This window comes from Sphingobium sp. TA15 (genome assembly GCF_037101235.1).
Taxonomy (GTDB): Bacteria; Pseudomonadota; Alphaproteobacteria; order Sphingomonadales; family Sphingomonadaceae; genus Sphingobium; species Sphingobium indicum.
This window is the reverse complement of sequence record NZ_AP025355.1, coordinates 146,529-169,104: the sequence shown is the minus strand read 5'-3', so window position 1 is coordinate 169,104 and position 22,576 is coordinate 146,529. Positions and strand designations below refer to the sequence as shown.

Sequence of the window (22,576 nt, the reverse complement as noted above, 5' to 3'; positions counted from 1 at the left end):
CATTGAAGCTTTGTCATGGCGCCGCATTTCTGCGGAGCGATTGCCATGTTCAAACCTACGGTCACCGGGCCGTCACCTGCCCAATTTCGAGAGCTGGAACGCCAGATCCGCGAAAAGGCGGAAAGTGCACTCTTAAAAGCCAGCCATCAGGGGGGCAAAATTGCTGTCGGCAGGATCCAGGGCGCTATGGCACGCGCTGGCCTCGGGCGGCTCGGCAATGCAGTGGAAGCATCTTCCGACTTGGAGAAAGGCGGGCGCCTCCATCGATCCTCTGCTCGCGAGGTCTCGGCGTCCAGCGCCGTGCATCTGAAAAGTCGAAACGAAAGAACCGTCGGCGCGATTGAGGCGTACACCCGCGGCGCCAATATCCGCCCCCGGAACGCACGCTGGCTTTGGATACCCTCTCCCGAATTGCAACGCCGCGTCAAAGGCGGGGGGCGCGTTGAACCGTCCAACTGGAAATCGTCGGGCCTGGAACAGCGCATCGGGCCGCTCGTACAGATTCCCGGCAAGCATTCCGGCGAGGTCCTGTTGATCGTGCCCGCCGTGACAGTCGCCACCAGTGGCAAGGCCCGCCCCCGTCGCCTTCCCAAGCGAGGCGGCGTCCGTCCCGGTCGCGAACTCCGCGAGAACTTCATCGCCTTCACAGGCATCCGATCAACGTCGCGCCAGGCGCGTGTCGATCCCCTTCAGATCATTGATGACGTGCGGGCTGAACTGCCCACGCTCCTCGCTAGAGAATTGGAGAAATAAGCATGGCTTCTGGAGCCGTCTTCCCCGCCTTCATCCGTGCAACCTATCAGGAAACATCCGATGGGCTTCCCGCCTTCGAGCGGGCGATACAAACGTCCGTCAATCGAGCCCAGAAGGCGGCGCAGGTCTCGATGGACCAGATAACACGCGAAATCTCTGACGCTTTGGTCGGGGGAAAGAGCGATCTTGGCGCTTCCGATCTACGCGCGGCCGCCGCGGCAGCGGAAATGCGTGCTCAAGCCGCCAGGAAGATAGCCACCTCCATGGCTGCGGCTGCGGCCGCCGAAAATGACTACAGCTTAGCGACACAGGCCTCTATCATGGCGGCGCGCCGGCTTGCGGATGAAGAAGAAAATGCTGCTCGCGTGGCGAACCTTCATGTCGCTGCAGTTGAACGCATCAATCAGGTTGCTCGGCAGAACAGCATATCGTTAACCGCCCTTTCCGATGGCAACATGATAGCCACCCTATCCAGCAACGCCCATCGGCAGGCCCAGATGATGCTGGCCCAGCAGATGCAGGACGTAGCTATCCAGATGCAGTTGGGTATCAACCCGCTCATGATCCTTACCCAGCAGGGCAGCCAAGCAGCATTCTCACTGGCTCAGATGGGTGGCAAAGCCGCAGCGGTCGGTCGCTTCCTATCAAGCCCGTGGGTGGCCGCTCTCGCCATCGCAGGGACAGCGCTGGGTTCGCTGCTTACGAAATCGGAAGATACTGCTGACGCTCTGGAGAAGATCAAATTCTCCTCCGATGCTGTCGGCAGTGCGCAGGGCATCATGGGTGATGCAATGGATCTGGCCACCGGGAAAATCACGACACAGCGGAAGGAGCTTATTGCCCTCGCAATAGCTCAGTCGAAGGTTGGGGCCATCCAGGCACAAACGCGCGCAAATGCCCTCCGCGGCGAAGTCCAATCACTCCAGGCGCCCACCACCGAATTGTCGGGTGGCTTTGGTGGCGGCTTCGATGTCAGGCGCGTCGATGCAGGTGCGCGGGGTGCCATCTCAAGATCCTTCCTTACTGGCGAGATAGATGGCAAAACGGCGGTTCAGCGCCTTAATAACCTCCGCAAAGCTGGCGCATTGACTGACGAAGCATTCGCCTCTGCTGCCAAATCCATTGCCAGCCTGGGAGTCGAGCTGGCGAACGTAAAGACATTTGAAGCGGCGGAGCGGCTTCTCAATGGTGCAGGCACCAACGGAGATCGCGGCCTGTTATTGAAACCGAAAATTGATCGTTCGCCTAAGCCGAAAACGGACCCGCAGGTAAAAATAGCAAAGGATCTGTTCGAAGATCGACTCCAGGCTCAGGGTAACGTCGGCAAGCTGGCGCAGGATATTATTGAGCGTCAGCTATCGTGGGGCAAAGATCAAGTCACTGTTGGCGATCAGCTAATCCAGCAGGCGAAAGATCTGGCGTCTCTCGAAGAAGCCAGGGCGCAGGGTGCTCAACAGGTTCTCGACGGCTATCTGCGGCAGCTCGACGCTTTGCAGCGCCTTGGTGGGCTGGCGGGAGGTGCCGCCGGCATAGTGGGCGGCATTCTCGATGGCGGCAATTTCTACGGTGTGAACGGAAAGGCGGGCGATATCCTGCGCGCCTTCTCCCCGATGGTGGGCGAGGACGGCTGGAAGAACGTCACCGAGAAGCTGGACGAAATTTTCGGCGGCGACGGCGAATTCAAGAAGGGTATGACGAAAATCCTGCAAGGCGCTGGCGCAGGTCAGACTGCCGCTGGCTTGCTCCTTGGCGGGGCGAATAACGCGCTCACCAGCAGCATCGGAGGTGCGCTCGGTAACAAGATCGGCGAAAAGTTCCTGACCAAGCCCCTGAAAGATGCCTTTGGCGAAGCCTTCGGGGACTTTGCTGGCCCACTGGGCTCAATTGCTGGCGGCCTGCTAGGCGGCGCCCTGGGCGGTCTCTTGTCGAAGCCCAAATGGGGCACCGCCGTCGTTACCGGCCAGGGCAGCGGCGATGTCACCGTGGCGGGGAACAAGGCTGCTTATCGGTCCAACGCCAACCTGGCGGGGACTTCGATCCAGAGCGGGCTGGACGCCATCGCGGAGCAGCTTGGCGCCGACATTGGCGACTATAATGTCAGCATCGGCCAGTATAAGGGCAAGTGGCGCGTCTCCACCACCGGCTATTCAGGCAAGCTCGGAGGGAAGAATTGGGGCGCTAAAGGCATCACCGACTTCGGCAAGGAAGGCGGCGAGGACGCGATCAAGTTCGCCATTTCCGATGCGGTGAAGGACGGCGCGCTGCTGGGCCTGCGGGCGTCGACCCAGGCGCTGTTGACGCGGTCGAGCGACATCGAAGGCCAGCTTCAGAAGGCGCTGGACTTCGAAGGCGTGTTCCATCGGCTGAAGGAATATACCGACCCCGTCGGCGCGGCGCTGGATACGCTCGACAAAGAGTTCACCCGGCTGAAGAAGATCTTCGAGGAAGCCGGCGCGTCGACCGAAGAGTACGCTGCGCTTGAGCAGCTTTATGGCAAGGAGCGCGCCGCTGCCGTCAAGGATGCGGCGGAGAAGGTCACCGCATCGCTGAGGTCCCTGTTCGATGAACTGACCGTCGGCAATGACGCTCGGTCGCTCCGCGAGCGCCTGGCGGAGGCTCAGGCCAATTATAACCCGCTCGCCCAGCGCGTGGCCGCCGGCGACACCTCCGCCTATGACGACTATTCCGATGCGGCCCGGACGCTGCTCGACCTGCAAAGGCAGGTCTATGGATCCAGCGAGGATTATTTCAAGCTGCTGGACCAGGTGACGGCGCTGACGAAGACGCGCATCGACGCCGAATCCAACGTCGCTTCCATCTCCGCGGCGCGGGACAGCATCTTCACCAGCGAGTCGGCCGCCGCGCCGGTGGTCTCGGCCACGGAAGCCCAGACGCAGCAAATTGTGTCAGCGCTCAATTCCAACAATCAGGCGATGCTATCGCAGATGCAGGTGCAGACCGAAAATCTTGTTGCGGTTAGCAGGCTGCTCGCCAGTTTTCGCAGCACCAGCCCCGGCAGTATCGCGTCACCGGCACGACAAAACTTCTGAGATTGGGCGCCATTGGCCTCAGCATGACGCCAGAGTCTCAATGGCGCCCTTCGATTTCGTTTTTAGCGGCCTATGCCATGAAAGCGCTGCGGATCAGTTTCCGCAGCGCCGCAGCCTAGTCGATGGCGTCCAGCATGCCGCGATCTAGCGACAGGTCACCCGCGCCAGTTCGCAGACGTGATGCGGGGAACAGCCAGCAGAAAAGCCCCCTGGGCCAGATCGTCCTTCACTCCCTCACGAATCTGATCGACCGGCGGGTTTCTCTTTCCTCGGCGTCCTCAAACCAAAGCTCCAGCGCCTCAACCGCATTGGGAAGCACATCCTCCAGACGGTCGGCGGCCGAGAAGCAACCGGGGAGATCGGGAAAGCTGACGCCGAAAGCGCTGTCAGCATCCTTGTGAACGACGGCGTAAAAATATTTCATCACTTTGCCTTTCGGGGGGCTCACAGCCATCCCGCCATCTTTGCCATGCTCCGGGCCATCCCCAACGGCAAGTCAGCCGGGAACGCCGCTCCGTCGCTGAAAATCGTCGTATCTTGCAAGGAAGGAGGCGCACGCCATCTGATAAAGCGCGTCAAAACTTTCCCAGCGGGAACGCATAGGCTTGAGAGCCGTCATGCTACCGAAGTTCTCGCGTGGTCTCCGCTCTTCGACTGCGCTGCAAAGGTCATCTTTCCCCTTGATGGGCGCCGCATACCGACCCGACCACTGCAGCACTTGATAGGCCACATGGAGCCACCCGTCTTCCTCTTTGGAGAGGTTCGGGAGTCCCGCCATTTTCCAAAGCTGCGGAACATTGTGGCTGCTGGGTACGGGCTTGGCATCTATCTTACCAGCCTCCCCCTGGGCAAAAGCCGCTTTGACAATCAGTTCGAGAGCAAGGCTGCTTTCGCGCAGCCACCCCTCGAAAAGCGCAGTTCGAGTTTGAGCCAACTCCCCTCCAATCGGCTCAGGATCGATGGGTTCCCCCTCTTTCATGATCCAAAGGCAGTAAGCGACATATCGCGCATTGTCAGCCTTGCTCCAGAAGTGGAGTGGAGACTTCCTGGCCACTTCATAAGGATCGAGTATTTTGGTCATGCCACTCCCTACACCGCGCCTCATCTGAGCCAGTAATCGCCTTACGGTGCTATCGGCACCGGCTGGAATAGACCGAACTGTTTCCGCAACTCTTCGGCTTTGTCCATCAATTTGCTGCGCAGATCTTCAACGGCACGCCGATGCATCTCCTGCAGGCTAATACCCTCAGAACGCGCATTGGCGATCGTTGCCGCCCTGTACTCCGCATTGCCGAGCAGATGATGAAGCCCACCGTCCAGCATCGCCAGCAGCGTGTCGATCTCCGCCAGACGCGCCTCAATCCTGATCCGGGCAGCAGGATGCAGAAAAATCTCAGCCATATCGCGCTCACGAAAAGAGACCCGGCGCGGTTATGTCATGGCGCCTGCGCCGGGCCTAAGGTTGCGGTGAGCAAAAGGATAAAAAACTCACCTTCTGTACGGATGCCGCCATACCGAAGCGTCAACCGTCATATCGCCATCGCAGCCGCTATTTTCGCCCAGCGACTAAGCGCACGAAGTCCATATCGGGACGGTGGCGAAGCTGATGCGCCTCATTGGAAATCCGCCGCTTCAGATACTGCATGCATGGTGTCTCAGCGAGTGCATGCAATTCCCGCGTGACTGGATATTCGGGCTGACTGTGGAGGTGAGCATTTCCGGCCGCGATGAGCACATCATTGAGGCTTTCGGAGAGCGAGCCTGCCCGTGATTTAGGCGCCAGCCTCGATAGAGCCTCTGCGTCAGCGTAGATTTGCGCCAAGGCCTTCACAGAGGCCACTGCCTCCTCCTGCAACATCTCAACCAGCGGGCCGATAGCGGCATTGATCTCGGTCTCAATAGGGTCGCTCTTCATACGACGGTCTTGTACCATGTAGGTCATCCGCTGATTCAATGTGCGCAAGCCAGCATTGATCGTGTCCAGTTCCTTCTGGAGCTTTTCCACTGATACAGCTTCGATAACCTCGCCACGGAGCATCGCATCCGCTACCGCTTCGCCGTCGACGCCGCCTGCCTTTTCAGCATCCCGGATCTCATCTCGAATTGCCTGTGCGCGAGCCTGACCCGCGCTGATGGCATCTTCGATCTGCGCCTTTTCTGCCTTGTAGTCTTCGTCCCGCCTTATGGCGCCGGTGATGTCGATCGCTTTCAATGCTGCAAGGGTGTTCTCAATCATAGCTTTTTCCTCAGGATCGATGAGCGGGAGCGATCGCAGCGCCGGCATAGGCCCGTGCCCAGACGTCGACCTCGTCGCGTTCCGCCGGCTTGTGGGCGACCTCCCACTTCGCCGCGGCTAAGCTTTGGGTGAGCGCTCGCCGGCCTGTATCCGTACTGGCCCAAGCCTTGGCCCAAACGTCATCTTTCGCTTGGCCGGATCCAAGCTGCTCAAGCGATGGGGCGTAAGCACGCTCCCATACAGCATCGGCGGCAGATTCCCGACGGATACGCTCCTCTTCGGCCTTTCTGCGCACCTCGAACTCAGCCGCCGCTTTCGCAATGACAACCCGCTTCCGATCAGCCGCTGCGCGGGCCTCCGCATCCGCTTTTGTTTCCTTGAGGATCACCGGCGGAATATAGGCTTCCTTGGGCGGTGCAGAGGTTGCGGTAAACACAGGAACGGGATTTATCGCCGCCGCAAACTTAGGTGCCCCAGCTTCGCCGTGCCGGGTCCGCCAAGCTCCCTCAAATACCGGTCCCGCCATCTTGGCCTGCTCAGCGTCATATGTCGCCAATCGATGTGCCATCAGGCGCGAGGAGCCGCCGGAGCGCTTGATCATAGCTTGCTCTGATGCGGTCAAATTAGGCATGAGCCACCTCCCCGCCGGTCGGCCGAGCCGCCATCGCATACGCCGTGGCCGCAGACAGATCGATCAGCTTACCCCGCGTATGCATCTCCGCGGCCATTTTGCGGATGAGCCGGTTCGACATCGCCACGCTGATGATGCCCACGCCGTCACCGTCTGCCGCAGCAGGAAGCTTCACCAACACCTCTGCCAAGGCGTCGGTCAGCGCAGTGGAGGCTACCTCGATAGCCTGCCCCTCCGCGCCGTCTATATCGACGACAGCAGCGATTGATTTTCGCACCCTGCTAAGCAGCCGGGCATAGAGGATTGTTGTGTCGGTCATGATGTTTTGGTCCTTCAACTGAAGCTTTGGATGTCATGCGGCGGCTTCTTCGCTGTAGAATGAATAGGAGGATCGGCGCGGATCGAACTGGATCACGACCGATCCCATCTTGCCCGGCAGGCCCATTCGAACCTTCGTCACAGCTATAGTGGTGGTCCAATATTCTCGGCTCTTGATCTGAAAGCAGAGCCCGTAATCAGCCTTGTTCGCCCAATTCGCTGAGCCGCTGATGTCATACAGGCCGGGCATCCGGGGCTTGCCTTGCAACTGGGATGGCTTGGCAGGATGAGCAATCACCCACACCGCGACATCATTTTGTTTGGCGAAGCGTTTCATCAGCCGGATCGCCCGACCGGTATAATCGGTTTCACTTTCGTCGCCGCGGCGCTTGTGGTCGATTTCATTCCAAGGGTCGATCAGCAGCAATCGCGTTCCGTTGCGGATGACCGACGCCCGGCCAAGATCCAGCACATCTTCCACGCTGAGCGCGTCTTCGTCGTCCATCGGTGAGTGCGAAATAATAGCGAGATACCGACGGATCATTCCGTCCGCCCAGTCACGCTCCTTCGGTTCGTGCTGCGCAAATTCACCTGTTTCGAGGATGGCAGCCCGCAGCTTGCGGTGAAAGATCGGCTTGATGTCCGTCTCGAAACTGGCGGCTGTAACGTGGATTCCGCGCCGGATTAGATTGGCCAGTATCCACATGAGGAAGCTGGTCTTTCCCTGCCCCGCATAGCCGGTGGCGACAGTGAAGGTCCGCGGCACGATCTGGAACAGTTCGTCCAGCTCGCCCACGCCTGTTGGCCAAGCCTGGTAGGACGGTTGCTCGGGAAAGTCGTCCAGCGCGTACAGCCCTTTGACCGGATATGGTTTGGCCGCATCAAGAACTTCGACCAGCCGCTGATGGCCAGAATGTATGACGACGTCGTTCGGATCTTTGCAGCCGGCCGGATACTCCACGAAGCTGCACCGCTCCGGCCCGAAGAGGCGGCAAAGGTCGGCGGCCAGAGCCTTTCCCGGTTCGTCGTTATCTACTGCCAGGATCACGCTCTTGATCCGGGACAGGGCATCGTAATGACGCCAGAACCAAGCGTAGCGGGCTCCTTCCTGGAGTTCGTCATCGCCGCTCGCCTCCTTGGGGGCGCCGTTGGGGACTGAGACCACCCGGCGCTTGCCGGCCGTCAGCGTGGCGAGGAAGTCCCACTCGCCCTCCACAATGATCAGGGGCTGGCCGGCCAGAGATTCGTCCGACAGGCAATCTATGTTGAGCAGGGTCAGCGGGGCGCCTTGGTCCATGGCCTGCCGAGCCTTGTCGAGCGGGTCCCGGTACTTGTGATTGAGCGTTCGGCCACCCTCCCGATAGGGGACCGACAGTATCATCCTGCCGGCCCGCTCCACGGATGCCAAACCGAACTTTGCCGCCAGTGCGGGATCGATTCCCCTGGCGTCGAGCCAGTCCATGTGAGGTTTGGTCAGTTTCACGAGATCCATCCTTCCAGCCGCAATGGTGGCAGCAGCATGCCCAGCCTCGGGCATCGATCAGCACCGACAGGCAGCGCGCGGATTTCTTTTTCCGGTGCGGCGAGCATTGCGGACAGGTGCTGGTGTGCTCCCCCGGCGAATAGCTCGATAGGCGAATGCCCAGCGCCGCCAGTTGATCGGCGGCGGTCATGCGTACAGCGGCATGTCATCACCGGCCTCCTGTCCCGCCTGATTTTTCAAGGCTCGTTCCATGTACGGGATCGGATCGCTCGCACTGTTCCGCTTCGCCTGGCTGATCGCTGCAATCACCGCCTCAACGGAGTAATCCCGCCGCGTCTTGCCGAGCCAGCTTCTGGCCTGCCTTTCGGGTGTTCCGGCCGACGTGATCAGTGCGATGCCCGCGTCGAACATGATTTTTGCCGGATCATCGATTTCGACGGCGGAGCCCGTTTCGTTAGAAACGGAATTACTATTACCTCCTCCATCCTCCATCTGCGGAGGAATTTCTCCACCGGTGGGGAACTCGGACGGAACTGCTTCATCCTTATGCGCGCAGTATTTCCGAACTTCGGGCGTTTGAGGGTATAGTGAGTTCGGCTTTTTGGGCCGTTGAAAGAGCGCGAAGTTCCGAACTGCACCAAGCTCACGGCCATCGATTTGGTAACGCATGATGCAACCAGCGCCCGCTAGTTCATCCAAAAGCGCACCCGCGTCCGCATTGTCTGCGGGGAGAAGCCGCATCTTCAGCTTGAGTGGCGACCATTCAAACGAGCCCATGTCATCACACTCGTTCCAAATGCCGATGAACAGGAGCCGGGCGAGAGGAGTAACGGAGGCGAACCGTTCATCCGTCCACAGGCCGGGATGCACTGAACGAATGCGCGCCATTATGCCGTCCCTCCGACAAAGAGCCGGGACCAAGCCGAGTGGGCACGGGCCATTGACCGGCGATGCCATGTGTCCTTCAATAACTGCGGATCCTGCGCGGCCTGGAGAACCAGCGCCCGATAGCGATGCCATGCCATTTCCACCGGCGAACGGATGTTGCACTGTTGCGGAAGCGCGCCAGTTCGACTACATGCTGAGGCGTCGAGTATGGGGCCGGGCGTTGGCGCGTTCCGGCCCTTTTTCTGTGTGTCGAGCATCGGAGTGTCCTATGCCTGTACGCGGTGGAGGTCGGCCAAGCCGGTGCGGTCAATGATGCGCCAACCGCGAGTGCGTCGAAGGCCATCAGCCCAGCGACTGGCCCGGCGATGATCTGGAAACGTGGCGTCCAGATTCTCTTCAGCCGGGGCAGGCGTGACCTTCACATCGAAGCCAGCAGCGAACGGCGCGTGCACAATTTGAATTAAGTACCGCTCAGCGAGGCCCATAATCGCCTCCGCCGGTCATCCTCTTTATCGAGCGCATGGTGATCATCCGGCGGCCGGCGATCTTGACGCCTTCCAACCCGCCTTCAGTCCCCATGTGCGCATAGATCGTCGATCGCGAGAGGCCGCCGAGCAACTGCCGGGCAGTCGAAATCGGCACGACATGTGGTTCGATGCGATCAGCTTTCATGATCGTGGCTCCCAGTTTGTCCAACATTGTCCGACGATGGGTGACACGGATCAGAAGCCCCGTCATTCGGCCCGATTGCGCATATTTTTGAGGCAATCGGGAGGATAAAGCGGCGCGGATCGATTTCGGCGCCAAGTCCGACGCTACCCCAGCTAGCGGCGCGAAGGCATGAACGAACCGCACAAACGGCGTCCGGTATTCAGGCTGCTCGCTGTTCTGCGCTGCCGTCGGCCGTCGGCCTGTCCATTCCTCGTACATCCCAGCAAGGCGAAGGATGAGGAGTGTCAGCCCTGGGTGCTGCTGACGCGTCGGCGCTCGTACATCCTCAACCGTAAAGCGATCAGCGAGATCGGCTGCTGCATCCGCGATCTGCGCAAATCCCCCGGTAAGAGGATCTTCGAAGCCGCCTTTCCATTCCGTGCGTGGAAGACGGAAGGCAGCCTGAACACTCTCGACCATCATTGGGAAGAGCGCCTGCCGATAGTCTTCGCGAGCTCCTCCCCCTTCAAATGCCGTCTGTCGTGCACGACGAAGGACAAGCAAGGCATCATCAATCTGCTGGGCGGCCTTGGCGACATTGCCAAGCGCGTCGATGATCTCACGGCCGCGAGGCCTGGAAACCTCACCGAGCGAGACGAACCGATATTCGAGGGCATAGCCGATCAGGAAGGCCGAAAGCCGGGCGCGATCGGCCGGATCAGCTACCCCTATAGCGTCCAACGCTGGCGCGCATTCGGTTTCACTAAAGGGGAGAATGCCAGTGATCGCATCCAGCGCGAAGCATGCGATGTTATGAGGATAGTCAGGCGCGGCCATGTGCGCCTCCCGACTCATTGGCCACGTTTGCTACGACCACATCCCGGACCGCGGCGCGCTTCACCGCATCCGCGTCGATTATGTCGAACAGCCGCTTGGCCTCCTGCTGGGCGGCCGGGGGGTGGCCGTGGAGCATGAAACAAATCTCCACACCCTCCGGCTTCACGATGAACCCTCCGCCCACCGCTTCAAATTGGGTGAGCCAGCTAGCAGCATCGAATTCAATACTTGGGAGCGCCGCCAGCCTCGTAAGGTCCGCCATAATGCTGGACCACCAGTCATCTGGCCATTCCTCGAAGGCTGCCCACCGCCGGCGGGCATATTGGAGCTTCCACACTGCAGCCTGCAGATCGGGCGCTGAGGTAGCGATGAGAGCCTCCTCGGCTTCGCAACGGGCTTCAGTAAGCCGCTCCATCTCGGCATCGACGGCCGCAGGAATATCGGATCCGCCTCGCCTCTCCGCTCTATAGGCAGGGCGCCAGGTCGAACGATCGTATGAGGTTTCGGCGGTGCGGGCGCGTTGGAATTGGCATGTCGCAGCCATCCATGCCTCACTTGCACCCGGTGGGGTGGTTACGTTCTGCGGAAATGCGCAGTTGTGGTGTTCCATTATGCCCACTCCTGCTCTCCGGTGTCTGATATCGAGCAGCCTGGGCCGTCAAATCCCCGTCCGTGCAGCGAGAAGAGGCCGCTTCCAGTGTTAACCCCGTCCTCATCGGACTGGCCGGCGGGATCATCGTCTTCAAAGTCGGGATCGCCGTCTATGTCGTCCAGACGGTCTATGGCTGCCTGGGCAACCGCCTCAAGCGCTGTCCGATCGAGGCGAGCAAGAAAGCGGGCGAGATTTGGCGTGACGCAGGCCGTCGCACCCGGTAATAGGGCATTGTTCATATGGCTTCCTTCCATTTGATCAAGCTGACGGGGCGTTCCCGCGCCTCGTCAGCACTCTTCCGGGCTATTCACCCGCCATTTCATCGACCAGGGCAATTGCCCGCTCCACGTTCACGCTGATCTGCTCGGCCGCAATTTTGATAGCCGTGTCGTTTGCGTCGTTTTCACGAATGAAAATGAGCTCATTCCTGATCTGCACGACGTCGAGCGCAACGCGAAGCTGATCGACTGGTGAGGGCATGGCCACCTGTCGGCTGGATGCATCAGCCATTTGCAGTCTCCGAGCGAAAGGCGGCGTCAAGTTCGGATTTGCGGAAGAACATGGTCTTCCCCATGCGGATCACAGGGAGCCGCTGAGTTTCGACCAACCTGTAGACTGCCCGCTCGGTGACGGCAGGACCGAGATACGCAGCCGCCCCTTTCGCACCCTTTACCAGATCTTCCCTAATCTCCATCTAACACCTCCAAAAACATTAACACATTGTTATGTTCATTTGGTGCATAGACATGCGGTGTGGTTCCTGCAAGGGAAAACATAACAATGTTGTTCTGGAGGCTCTTTGTCGCTTTCCTTTCCGCTCACCCAAGCCGGCTTGCTGCGCTTACTGAGTCATTTGCATGAAGTGGCAGATGATAAGCAGACCGCGCTGAGGGGACGTCTGCAGCATTTCCAAAGGCTGAAATTTCCTCCAGGCGTAAATACGGGCCGAGGCAAGCCTGCCGCTTACGGCGCGGGCAGCCTTGTTGCGTTGTCCGTTGCATTCGAAATGCTTCAGCTGGGCATGTCGCCAGAGGCGATCGTGGCACTCCTAAACCACTACAGAGGCGCACTGCCTACCGCAGCGGGCTACGCTGGCCATCTTCTCAGCGGCAAGTTCGGGAAGATCGATGTACCGGACTATCATGTGATTTTGTTTGACCCTGCAGCGCTCGCCAGCCTGCAAAGTACAAAGAGCGGCCTTAGTGGCGATGAGCGGCAGTTTTACATGAATTTGGCTACATTCAGAGGCTGTAAAATCAAAGAGTTGAACAACGAGTTTTGGGTTTCTCGTCTTTCTCTGGTGAACACGACCACACTAATATTTAGGATCTCTGATTACCTAAACAAGCATCACGGCGTTTCATTGGGTGATTTCTCGAACGCTCTAATTTGGTGGGCAAAGGAGCGCGAAGAGGAAGAACTAGCTGAGATGTTCAAGGACCGGACGCCACATGACTAGTGTCCGCAAACGAAACTGGACCGCCCCCAACGGCGAAGAAAAGACCGCCTGGCAGGTTGATTACAAGGATGCCGCCGGCAAGCGCCGAAGCAAGCAATTCACCCGCAAAAAGGACGCCGAAGCTTGGCTCACCACGGCAGCCTATCAGGTCCAGCAGGGCACCCACACGCCTGATTCGCAGTCCATCACCGTTGCCAAGGCCGCCGAACTTTGGATCAAGCGCGGCGAGCGTGAGAATTTGGAAGCGTCGACGCTGGCCGCCTATGGCCAGCATGTCCGTCTGCATATCGTGCCCCTCTGCGGCGACAAGAAGCTGTCCCAGATTACGCGCCCGATGGCGGAAGGCTGGCGGGATGATCTGATGGAGAAGCTGTCCCGCCCGATGGCCTCTCGCGTCCTGCGTTCCCTCACCGCGATCGTCAGCGAGGCGCAGGGCCGCGGCTACGTCGCTCAGAACGTGGTCGCAGGTGTGAAGATGCGTCGGGCGAAGCGCGAAAAGCCCAAGGTGGTTATTCCGACCAAGGCCGAACTGAAGGCCATCATTGCCGCCGCCAAAGCGTCTGCCGAACCGATGGCCTATCCCCTCGCCCTTATCGCCATCTTCGCCGGCCTGCGTGCATCCGAACTGCGCGGCTTGCCCTGGCGGTGCATCGACCTGAAGGCTGCAACGGTGACGGTCGACCAGCGCGCCGATGTGAAGAACGTCATCGGCCCGCCCAAATCGGAGGCGGGATATCGGACCATCCCCCTCCCCGCATCTGCCATTGCAGCGCTCACCGCATGGAAGCTGGCCTGCCCGCCAACCGACGACGGTCTGGTGTTCCCGTCGCTGGCCAAGCGCGTGATGAGCCACATGTTTATGAACGTGAACATCATGGGCGCGGTGCAGCTTGCGGCCGGTATTGCCGATCCGATGATGAAGGATGGCAAGCTAGCGCTGGACAAAGATCAGCAGCCGGTGGTGGCGCAGCGATACACGCTCCACGATTTCCGGCATGCCGCCGCATCATTGTGGATCGAACAGCGGGTCAATCCAAAACGGGTGCAGAAATGGATGGGTCACAGCTCCATTCAGGTGACGTTCGACACATACGGCCATCTGTTCGATCAGGCGGATCAGGACAGCGCCGTTGCAGCAGCTATCGAGCAGGAACTTATAGGGTAAAGCATGCAATCAGCCCCCGCCCCCGCTCTGCATTCGATTTTCGTCGCGGTCGCCATACTCCTGTTGAGCGGTTGCGGGATGATGGGATGCGAGAAATATGCTTCCAACTATTCATGCGGCTATGTTGAAAACAAGGCGGATTACGAAGTCTGGTATTGGAAGAACGTTGCTGACGACAACGAAGAAGACAATGTGCCCATCGGCCATGCCGTTGGGCTCAGAATGTGCAGAGAGAATGCGCTTGCTCACGCCGAAGCGATCCGGGACGAATTTACCGAGCGATCCTACATATGCGTCTTAATGGATGATGGGCGAAGAATGGAAAAACACCGACTGCTCTGATGCCGCGTTGGTTGGGTGCTTGGACTGGTGCCGCTCCGCCAGCTAGATCGTGATCTTGTTTGAATGAATCGAATTGGGCTTCAAGGGCGCGAGATTTTCTGATTCAACCTGCTGGCTGGTTTGGAGGACAGCAAGGATGAGCCGAGCCTATTCGATTGATCTGAGAGAGCGCGTTGTGGCGGCGATGGCGTCTGGCCTGTCGGCGCGCGGTGCAGCGGCGCAGTTTGGGGTGAGCGTAGCCAGTGCGGTGCGCTGGTCGCAGCGTCATCGGCGGACTGGCGGGGTGGCTCCGGGCAAGCTGGGCGGACATCGCAAACCGGTGTTGCTGCCCGAGCGGGACTGGCTGCTGGCGCGCGTTGCGGCCGAGCCGGACTTGACCTTGCGCGGCTTGCTTGCCGAGTTGGTCGAGCGCGGGGTGAAGGCGAGCTACGGCGCCTTGTGGCTGTTCCTCGAACGCGAGGGATTGTCGTTCAAAAAAAAGCCTGTTCGCCAGCGAGCAGGACCGACCGCAGATCGCGCGGCGGCGAATGCAGTGGAAGAAGTATCAGGGTCGGCTTGATCCTCGTCGCCTTGTCTTCATCGATGAGACCTGGGCCAAAACCAACATGACCCGCACCCATGGCCGGTCGCGCCGTGGGGAACGGCTCTACGCCAAAGCGCCGTTCGGAAAGTGGCGCACGCTCACCTTCCTGGCCGCGCTTCGTCATGACCGGATCGACGCGCCTTGCGTGCTCGATGGCCCGATCAACGGCCAGCTCTTTACCGCCTATGTCGAGCAGTTCCTCGTTCCGACCCTCTCGGCAGGGGACATCGTCATCATGGACAATCTGGGCAGCCACAAAGGCCAGGCCGTCCGGCAAGCCATCAGAGCCGTCGGCGCCAAGCTGCTGTTCCTGCCGCCTTACAGCCCGGACCTCAATCCTATCGAACAGGTCTTCGCCAAACTCAAAACCCTGCTCCGAAAAGCTGAAATGCGCTCGGTCGAGGCAACATGGAGGCGCATCGGTTCTCTACTGGATGACTTCCCGCCAACAGAATGCGCCAACTACCTCAGAAACTCCGGATACGCTTCAATCTAAGATGATCACGCTCTAGAGCAACGAAATTCCGACTTGCGCCTCGAAGGCGCTCAGGCCTGGCGTCCCGAAGAAATGCACAAAGCCGGGACGGGGCTTGGGAACACCTCCCATGAACTTGGCAGGTTCACACTTCCATCCCTTCGTGTGCGGACTGATCGCACTACGGGGCATCCAAGCGATCAGCGTTGGCGCGGCTAGGTTATCCGAAGTGAAATAGGGAATGGCCAATATCATGTCGTCGTGGAAGGCCGTAAGGCGGCCAATATAACCATAAGTCGCCTTGTTGGTCTTTCCATCGGTGGCGTATTTGCCCTTCACCTGAACCGGACGGACAATAGTCGTGCCTTCCGCTGGACGGCTGACGATCATGTCGAACCCGCGGTCGCGGCGGGGAAAGTAAACGTCCCATCCTGCATCAGCGAGGACGCCGGCCACATACATTTCCGCAAAATAGTCGCGCGTCTGCGGCGCCACATTGCCGTCCAGCATAGTTTCAGGCTGCAATCAGGCTGCGCACCGCCAGATCGGCTTCATGTTCGCGTGCCTTGCCCAGCTCATAGCGGGCCTGCATCCGCATGAGGGTCTCAGCCTTCACGCCAAAGGCATGTTCGAAGCGAATCGCCATATCCGCAGTGAGAGCAGCCCGCCCGTTGAGGAGTGCGCTGACCGACTGCCGGCTGACGCCGAACGCCTCAGTCAAATCGTTGATTGAAACGCCATGCGCCTGGACAATTTCAGTCTTGAGCCACTCGCCGGCATGAATCGCAAACGAGGGATAAATCCTCAAAGCCATGATAATCATCCCTTCCGATCATCGCGAAACGTTCAGGCCGAAAGCAGTGGTGCCCATAATGGACGCTCCCGCCAACCTTCGGGAAAACCCATGGCTGCAAAATCGCCTACCGGATTTTCGGTGACCAACGTTGCAATCTGCTTCGGCCAATTCGAATTAGGCGCAACAATCGCCATCGAATGCAAGAGCGTCGTCAGTGTATTGTAAAGTTTCCGATCAGCTTCCGGCGCGAGCGTTTGAGCCAAGGCCGCCGGATTCTGGGCAATCGGAAAGGTGACGGTGAACGAACGGTTCCACAACCGGCCATGATGCGCGCAGACATTCCGAACCGTTGCCAGGTGGTGCATCAAACCCTGGAACACCCGATCATCAAATCCGACGTTGCGCGCTATCGATTTTCGGTCAGCGCGCCCACCCAGAGCGGAGAAAAATTTGGAAAGGAGGCCAAACGAGATAAACTCGGCCGCCATCCAGACCGGCGGCAATGGCGGGTTATTGTACGTCCGCTTGTAGTGGTTCACGAACACATCATGCGACCTGTCATATTCGGACTGTAGCTGGTCTAGGTTGGCTTGAAAGAGATCCGTCCTCCGATAGAGGGCAGCATTCAAATAGCCGTGCGGACCATAAACCATGGCCATTTGATGCGCCCATGCCCCTCTGGCCGCGACCTCGATCCGCTCCAGCGCATCCATCAAGGCAAGGCGCAACCGACGATCAAATTCGTAGAGTGCCAGCACAGCCTCGAAGGTCGTTTCTGGCTTGAACGTGTGGTCGCCAGAATCAGGCGCCGCCTCAAAATAGAGCCAATATGCCCTCAAGCGATAATAGCTGATGTGTCCAAGCGAGTGCTGGGCAAGCGGGACATCGTTGATCACCAAGCCTCGCTCCTGAAGGAGCGCGATTTGATCGGGGATAGATTTGGAGGGCTTGTTGAAAGGACGCATAGCAGGGCTTATGCGCGAACCCGGCCCAAAAACAAAGTAGCCCGCCATGGTGCGCATCGTTGAGAGGCGTGGCGGGCTTTGTTAGGGCCGATATATGCAGCGATTTCCTACAAATCAACTACGGAAATCGTAATCACATATCTCCTTGTCGAAATCGAAAGGCCAAACATCGAGGCGACATGTCTGCCTATGCCAACCTGCGAAGCGGCCCCACCTTGCAACACAGATGCAACATGGGACTTAAAAACCGCATAAAACCGTACAATTTTGGGGGACTCTGACTCCGTCAATCAAGGTTCGAATCCTTGTCGGGCATCCAGACTTTCTTCGAAAATATTGAGAGCGGCAAAACCTGCCGGGTATTGACCACAAAGGATGCCAGCCCGGTCAGCGCTTTGTCGCGAAACGGCATTCCTTGGCCAGGCGGCGCCCCAAGTCCCAGGCGGGCTTGTAGACGGCCATGCCCTTGCGAAGTTGCTCGCACGACATGTTGAGCCCCCCGGCATAGACGATGGCGACCGTGCGGCCATAGGCGTCGCGCGCCACGGGAACGATGGTGATGGGGTCGCGCAAGGCGCGCTTCAGGCTTTCCCTGCTCTGGCGGGAACTATCCCGCGTGCAGGCCTTCCTCTTGCGGCAGCGGTCGGCAATGTCAGGCGCCTCGATGCCGAGCAGCCGGATCGGCTCGCCATTCACGCGCAGCATGCTGCCGTCGACCACGGTCAGGGCGGAAGCAAGGAACATCGCGGCGATCATGCCCTGCACCCCGTGCCGGGAAGCGCGACCCCCAAGCTGCCAATCATGTCCTCTCCCACCCTTGTCGCCCTGTGCAGCATATTGGCGCGATCATCCGCAGAGCCGTTGCGGGAACCCGCGGGGAGATTGGCGCCAAATTCATGCCTCCGATGGTTCTGGAAGGCCGGCGTCGGCATCGGAACTGGCCTTCGCTGAACCCCCGCTGCCGGCCAGCCCCGTTTCCGACCGGAAGCCTGTCCCTGTTGCGTATCTTTACGCATCCACAATCGATGCTCCACCCTATTTCGACATAGGGAGCAAATATGTATCGCTTTGATACAGAATATTAAAATATCCGTTCAGCCGATATATGGCTTCCGACATATTCAGCGTGCACGCTGGGGCGTTTGTCGCAGGAGACAGGCATGGTTCAGGTTGCGACCATGTCCGGCATTGACGGGCACCCGGCTGAAAACGCCCGTCGACCTGGGCGCCATGACGCCGGCACCGCTACGGGAGCCGTGGAAAGGCGGGAACCGGCAGGTCGAGCATAGGGAAAGCGTCAACGCCTATCTGTTCGCTGAATTTCGGGCGTGGGGATGGCCCGCAAGACGCATGACCGTGTCCGGATGGCGAAGGCGCAGCCCTATCGCCGCTCCGCCGCCCATTCCGCTGACAGGCGGCGGAAGCTGGAGGAGCGAATGGGCGGATGCGCGCCGGTGGCCCGCGCCGCATCGTGCCGGCAGGCCGCTCCTCCAGACTCCGCGTCGCGCCATGTCGTCCGTGGGGGGAAGGACGGCGTTCAGCGCGACGCAATCAGGACGGGCCGGTCGCCGCCGGCCTGCGCCATCATCCGGGCGCGGTGGTCGGTGCGCAACCGCCCCAGCATGTCGTCGCGTTCCCTGGCATCGCTGGCGACGATGATCCATGCCTCGAAGCGGGAAGTGGCGGCGATCTGCGGCGGCAGGGGCGTCAGCCGCCCCATCGTGCTCACCGCGCGCAGCGATATGCGGTCGACGGCGCGCGAGGATGAAGGTCGGGCCAGCGCGACGGCCTGGGGCCGCCCATCCTCGCCCAGGCGGAATTCGACGCGGGTATAGCCGGTCGCATCGCGGTCGAAATTCTGGTCGGCGGCGCGGCGAATGCTGCCGGCCAGCCGGCTCGCGGTCCGTCCCTGCCATTTTTCGATGGTCATTTCCTTGTCCGCAGACGCAATGACGGTCAGTTGTTCGCCGGGCTGTCTGGCGCTCACCCCTGTCGACAGCAGCAGGGATGAGCAAAGCACCAAATATCTGGCACGCATAAGGGCCTCCTCCGCCGGGATAATGATTGAGTGGATCGCGGCTGCGGCGGTATCTGACCGGCCGAAAGCGGCGCGAAGTTATATATTATAAAATTGGCTTTCCTGGTAATGAATATAAACCAGCAATCTCATCGGCATGCATGATATTTCACGATAGGCCCGTTTCCCGGGTGCGGCCGCATGGCTGCAAGGATGAGGCCGGGATATGCGCCAACCCGTTGTCGTTGATCAGTTTTGATGGGCGGGACCGCGCCTCGCCGCGACGACTCGGTCCTTTCCGGGGCATGCCGGCACGTCCCGCCGCTCGACGATATTCATCCAGCCCGCCATCACCCGGTCCAGGCTGAACGCATCGATCCTGTCGCCGGGCAGGACGGCGCGCGCCGGATCGATCTGGCCCAGCAGCGCATCCGCCATGGCTGCGGCATCGGCGGGATCGACCAGCCGGCCGAAGCGCCCGCCATCCAGCAGATCGGCCGCATTGCCCGCCGTGCGGGAGGCAACCACCGGAACGCCCACGGCCATCGCCTCCAGCAGCACGTTGGGCGATCCTTCCCACCAGCTCGGCAGGATGAAGGCGTCGGCATGCGCCAGCCAGGGGAAGACATTGGCTACCACGCCGGGCAGCGCCAGATCGTCCGCCACGCCCAGCCTTCGGGCCAGCGCCATGAGCCTGTCGCGCATGCGGTCCCGGCTTTCGCCCAGGATGATGAGCCGCGCCCGCCGACTCTGCCCCAGGGTGGCGAAGGCGCGCAGCAGCGTCTCGAAATTCTTTTGCCTGGCCAGCCGCCCGATGGCGAGGATGACCGGAACACCCTCCGTCATCCAGCCATGGGGCGCCGGGCCTTCCGCCCTTGCCCGCGCCGCGGCGGCGTCTATGCCGTTGGGGATGACCGCCACCCGCCCCTCGCGCGCCGCCGCCGCAAAGGCCGGGGCTGCGGCCAGGGTCGGCGACACCAGCACGATCCGGTCGGCATCCGCGGCGATCAGGTGGGTCATGATCCGCCGTTCCCACCCTGCCGACCCGCCATGCGGGGCGCCCGGAATGGCGCGCACCATGTCGTTGCTGATGCGATAGACCCGGCGCGGGCCGCCAAGGCCCCTGCTGGCCGCCCAGGCGACGAAATGGCCATGATTGCCGGCGGAGATCAGCAGGCTGGGCCTGCGCCGCCGCAAATGGCGGCGCAGCGCGCGGATCGCGATCAGCTTTTCGATCAGGCTCGACGCATGGCTCCGCTGGAGCAGCGGGAAGTGCCGCACGCCCGGCGCGCCCTCGCCGCCGGGCGCCGCCGTGACCAGTTCCACACGATGGCCGCGCTCCGCCAAAGCCGCCGCCAGCAGCCGCGCATTGCGCACCACGCCGGTCGCCGTCAGGGCGTGAACGTAAATGACGATCATCGCCGCGCCTCCCTTCCGGCGGCGTAGGCCGCACGCCGGCGTTATTCGGGCAAACGGTCGAGAGGATCGCGGCATAACGCGCCCGCGCGTCCCGTCCCGACGCCTCGCCCGCTGACGATATGCACAATGTCTGTGCCGGGGTTCCGGTTCCTCCCGGTCAGTGCCGGCCCCTGCGCCGTCGGGCGGTGACGGCGTCCCGATGCCGAAGTCGCGGGAGGATGGCGCGACCCTGCTATGCTCCGGCGATGCTCAGCCCCACCGCCTCGGCCACCTTGATCCCGTCGATGGCGGCGGAAAGTATCCCGCCCGCATAGCCCGCCCCTTCCCCGGCGGGATAGAGCCCCGCGACGTTCAGGCTCTGAAAATCCTTCCCCCGCGTGATCCGGATGGGCGAGGAGGTGCGCGTCTCCACCCCCGTCATCACCGCGTCGGGGTGGTCGTAGTTGGCGATCTGCCGCCCGAACACCGGGATCGCCTCATGAAAGGCCTCCACCACGAATTCGGGCAGACAGCGCGACAGGTCGGTCATGGTGACGCCCGGCTTGTAGGAGGGGACGACCTCCCCCAATTCGGTCGAGGCGCGGCCGGCGAGGAAATCGCCCACTTTCTGCCCCGGCGCATGATAGCTTTTGCCCCCCGCGACGAAGGCCATGCTTTCCCAATGGCGCTGCAATTCTATCCCCGCCAGCGGCCCGCCGGGATAGTCGCGCTCCGGATCGATGCCGACCACCAGTCCGGAATTGGCGTTGAACTCCGCACGCGAATATTGGCTCATGCCATTGGTGACGACGCGCCCTTCCTCCGAAGTCGCCGCCACCACCCGCCCGCCGGGACACATGCAGAAACTATAGACGGTGCGCCCATTGCCGCAATGATGCGCCAGGCTGTAGGCCGCCGCGCCCAAAGCGGGATGCCCGGCGCAATTGCCGTAGCGCGCCCGGTCGATCCAGCTTTGCGGATGCTCTATCCGCACGCCGATGGAAAAGGGCTTCGCCTCGATATGCACGCCCCACTGATGCAGCATTTCGAAGGTCGGCCGGGCGCTGTGGCCGACCGCCAGCACGACATGATCGGTCTCGATGAAGCCCCCGTCCGCCAGATGCACCCCGCGCAGCTTCCGCGTGCCGTCGCCCTGCCGCTCCAGTTCCAGATCGTCCACCCGATGCTGCCAGCGATATTCGCCGCCCAACCCCTCAATCTGCCGCCGCATCGCCTCCACCATGGAGACGAGGCGGAAGGTGCCGATATGCGGATGCGCCTCGGTCAAAATATCGTCCGGCGCGCCCGCCGCGACGAATTCCTCCAGCACCTTACGGCCCAGGAAGCGCGGATCCTTCACCCGGCAATAGAGCTTGCCGTCGGAAAAAGTCCCCGCCCCGCCCTCGCCGAACTGCACATTGCTGTCGGGATTCAGCTCGGCCCGGCGCCACAGGCCCCATGTATCCTTGGTCCGCTCCCGCACCACCTTGCCCCGGTCCAGGATGATCGGGCGGAAGCCCATCTGCGCGAGGATAAGGCCCGCGAACAGCCCGCACGGCCCTGCGCCGATGACGACGGGCCGCCTGCCCGACCAGCCTTCGGGCGCCTTAGCCACGAAGCGATAATCGGTGTCGGGTCGCGGTCGCACGTCATGATCCTTGGCGAAGCGCTCCAGCACGCCCGCCTCGTCCGTCACCTCGACATCGACGCTATAGACAAGCTGGATCGCATTTTTCCGCCGCGCATCATTGCCCCGGCGCACCACGACGTGGCGCAGCAATTGCTGCGGTTCCAGGCCCAGCCGCTCGCAAATGGCGACGGGCATCGCCTCGGCGGGATGGTCGAGGGGCAGCTTCAATCCGGAAAGGCGCAACATG

26 protein-coding genes are annotated in these 22,576 nt (G+C 60.9%); 6 read left to right on the top strand and 20 right to left on the bottom strand.

What is annotated here, in order from left to right:
* Positions 1–15 precede the first annotated feature (15 nt).
* Together Sj15T_RS00875 and Sj15T_RS00870 are read left to right on the top strand one after the other, a co-directional pair.
* The gene (locus Sj15T_RS00875; protein ID WP_013039474.1) at positions 16–753 is read left to right on the top strand and encodes a hypothetical protein; all 738 of its coding nucleotides are present in this window, start codon (positions 16–18) and stop codon (positions 751–753) included.
* 2 nt (positions 754–755) lie between these two features.
* Positions 756–3,803, top strand: a complete 3,048-nt coding sequence (locus tag Sj15T_RS00870) for a phage tail length tape measure family protein (protein ID WP_013039473.1) — start codon at positions 756–758, stop codon at positions 3,801–3,803.
* 226 nt (positions 3,804–4,029) lie between these two features.
* Here the strand turns inward: Sj15T_RS00870 and Sj15T_RS00865 are convergent, their stop codons facing one another.
* The 13 genes from Sj15T_RS00865 to Sj15T_RS00805 all read right to left on the bottom strand — a co-directional run bounded on the left by Sj15T_RS00865 (position 4,030) and on the right by Sj15T_RS00805 (position 12,193).
* Positions 4,030–4,257, bottom strand: a complete 228-nt coding sequence (locus Sj15T_RS00865) for a type II toxin-antitoxin system HicB family antitoxin (protein ID WP_253720686.1) — start codon at positions 4,255–4,257, stop codon at positions 4,030–4,032.
* A 42-nt stretch (positions 4,258–4,299) separates the two neighbouring features.
* Complete coding sequence (locus tag Sj15T_RS00860; protein WP_049775035.1) at positions 4,300–4,884, bottom strand: hypothetical protein; 585 nt, start codon at positions 4,882–4,884, stop codon at positions 4,300–4,302.
* Between the two features lie 41 nt (positions 4,885–4,925).
* Complete coding sequence (locus tag Sj15T_RS00855; protein WP_013039470.1) at positions 4,926–5,204, bottom strand: hypothetical protein; 279 nt, start codon at positions 5,202–5,204, stop codon at positions 4,926–4,928.
* Positions 5,205–5,352: 148 nt separating this feature from the next.
* Positions 5,353–6,039 carry a hypothetical protein gene (locus Sj15T_RS00850; protein ID WP_013039469.1) on the bottom strand — a complete coding sequence of 229 codons (687 nt, stop codon included), beginning with the start codon at positions 6,037–6,039 and terminating at the stop codon, positions 5,353–5,355.
* Between the two features lie 10 nt (positions 6,040–6,049).
* On the bottom strand, positions 6,050–6,670 hold the full coding sequence (locus Sj15T_RS00845) for a hypothetical protein (protein WP_148225538.1): 621 nt from the start codon (positions 6,668–6,670) through the stop codon (positions 6,050–6,052).
* Positions 6,663–6,989 (bottom strand): hypothetical protein, encoded by a 327-nt coding sequence (locus Sj15T_RS00840; protein ID WP_013039467.1) that lies wholly within the window; start codon positions 6,987–6,989, stop codon positions 6,663–6,665. The genes Sj15T_RS00845 and Sj15T_RS00840 overlap by 8 nt, the downstream gene beginning before the upstream one ends.
* Before the next feature lie 33 nt (positions 6,990–7,022).
* Complete coding sequence (locus tag Sj15T_RS00835) at positions 7,023–8,471, bottom strand: toprim domain-containing protein (RefSeq protein WP_013039466.1); 1,449 nt, start codon at positions 8,469–8,471, stop codon at positions 7,023–7,025.
* 186 nt (positions 8,472–8,657) lie between these two features.
* The gene (locus tag Sj15T_RS00830; RefSeq protein ID WP_013039465.1) at positions 8,658–9,359 is read right to left on the bottom strand and encodes a hypothetical protein; all 702 of its coding nucleotides are present in this window, start codon (positions 9,357–9,359) and stop codon (positions 8,658–8,660) included.
* A 471-nt stretch (positions 9,360–9,830) separates the two neighbouring features.
* A complete protein-coding gene (locus Sj15T_RS00825; RefSeq protein WP_013039463.1) occupies positions 9,831–10,847 on the bottom strand; it encodes a hypothetical protein in 1,017 nt (338 codons plus the stop codon).
* Entirely contained in the window at positions 10,834–11,457 is a 624-nt protein-coding gene (locus Sj15T_RS00820) for a hypothetical protein (protein ID WP_148225537.1), read from the bottom strand. The genes Sj15T_RS00825 and Sj15T_RS00820 overlap by 14 nt, the downstream gene beginning before the upstream one ends.
* Complete coding sequence (locus tag Sj15T_RS00815) at positions 11,457–11,738, bottom strand: hypothetical protein (RefSeq protein ID WP_148225536.1); 282 nt, start codon at positions 11,736–11,738, stop codon at positions 11,457–11,459. The genes Sj15T_RS00820 and Sj15T_RS00815 overlap by 1 nt, the downstream gene beginning before the upstream one ends.
* 64 nt (positions 11,739–11,802) lie before the next feature.
* Positions 11,803–12,009 (bottom strand): hypothetical protein, encoded by a 207-nt coding sequence (locus Sj15T_RS00810; protein ID WP_013039460.1) that lies wholly within the window; start codon positions 12,007–12,009, stop codon positions 11,803–11,805.
* Positions 12,002–12,193 carry a helix-turn-helix domain-containing protein gene (locus Sj15T_RS00805; protein WP_013039459.1) on the bottom strand — a complete coding sequence of 64 codons (192 nt, stop codon included), beginning with the start codon at positions 12,191–12,193 and terminating at the stop codon, positions 12,002–12,004. The genes Sj15T_RS00810 and Sj15T_RS00805 overlap by 8 nt, the downstream gene beginning before the upstream one ends.
* 105 nt (positions 12,194–12,298) lie before the next feature.
* Between Sj15T_RS00805 and Sj15T_RS00800 the strand changes: the two genes are divergently transcribed.
* From Sj15T_RS00800 to Sj15T_RS00785, 4 genes are all read left to right on the top strand, one after another.
* The gene (locus tag Sj15T_RS00800) at positions 12,299–12,958 is read left to right on the top strand and encodes a hypothetical protein (RefSeq protein ID WP_013039458.1); all 660 of its coding nucleotides are present in this window, start codon (positions 12,299–12,301) and stop codon (positions 12,956–12,958) included.
* On the top strand, positions 12,951–14,123 hold the full coding sequence (locus tag Sj15T_RS00795; protein ID WP_013039457.1) for a site-specific integrase: 1,173 nt from the start codon (positions 12,951–12,953) through the stop codon (positions 14,121–14,123). The genes Sj15T_RS00800 and Sj15T_RS00795 overlap by 8 nt, the downstream gene beginning before the upstream one ends.
* A gap of 3 nt (positions 14,124–14,126) precedes the next feature.
* Positions 14,127–14,465 (top strand): hypothetical protein, encoded by a 339-nt coding sequence (locus Sj15T_RS00790; RefSeq protein ID WP_013039456.1) that lies wholly within the window; start codon positions 14,127–14,129, stop codon positions 14,463–14,465.
* Between the two features lie 136 nt (positions 14,466–14,601).
* Positions 14,602–15,544 (top strand): IS630 family transposase gene (locus Sj15T_RS00785; protein WP_148225516.1). Its coding sequence is split into 2 segments (ribosomal slippage): positions 14,602–14,937 and positions 14,939–15,544, totalling 942 coding nucleotides; the frame shifts between segments, so codons are not numbered across the junction.
* Positions 15,545–15,556: 12 nt separating this feature from the next.
* On the opposite strand, the gene Sj15T_RS00780 is transcribed toward Sj15T_RS00785, so the two are convergent.
* From Sj15T_RS00780 to Sj15T_RS00750, 7 genes are all read right to left on the bottom strand, one after another.
* Positions 15,557–16,033, bottom strand: a complete 477-nt coding sequence (locus tag Sj15T_RS00780; protein ID WP_013039455.1) for a hypothetical protein — start codon at positions 16,031–16,033, stop codon at positions 15,557–15,559.
* A 4-nt stretch (positions 16,034–16,037) separates the two neighbouring features.
* Positions 16,038–16,337, bottom strand: coding sequence for a HigA family addiction module antitoxin (locus Sj15T_RS00775; protein ID WP_013039454.1), 300 nt, complete (start codon positions 16,335–16,337; stop codon positions 16,038–16,040).
* Between the two features lie 32 nt (positions 16,338–16,369).
* Complete coding sequence (locus Sj15T_RS00770; RefSeq protein WP_253720709.1) at positions 16,370–17,215, bottom strand: Abi family protein; 846 nt, start codon at positions 17,213–17,215, stop codon at positions 16,370–16,372.
* A gap of 456 nt (positions 17,216–17,671) precedes the next feature.
* A complete protein-coding gene (locus Sj15T_RS00765) occupies positions 17,672–18,040 on the bottom strand; it encodes a thermonuclease family protein (protein WP_193377926.1) in 369 nt (122 codons plus the stop codon).
* Between the two features lie 781 nt (positions 18,041–18,821).
* Positions 18,822–19,322, bottom strand: a complete 501-nt coding sequence (locus Sj15T_RS00760) for a hypothetical protein (protein ID WP_007687058.1) — start codon at positions 19,320–19,322, stop codon at positions 18,822–18,824.
* A 228-nt stretch (positions 19,323–19,550) separates the two neighbouring features.
* Positions 19,551–20,720, bottom strand: coding sequence for a glycosyltransferase (locus Sj15T_RS00755; protein ID WP_013039448.1), 1,170 nt, complete (start codon positions 20,718–20,720; stop codon positions 19,551–19,553).
* A gap of 232 nt (positions 20,721–20,952) precedes the next feature.
* Entirely contained in the window at positions 20,953–22,575 is a 1,623-nt protein-coding gene (locus Sj15T_RS00750; RefSeq protein ID WP_013039447.1) for an FAD-dependent protein, read from the bottom strand.
* Between the last annotated feature and the right edge of the window lies 1 nt (position 22,576).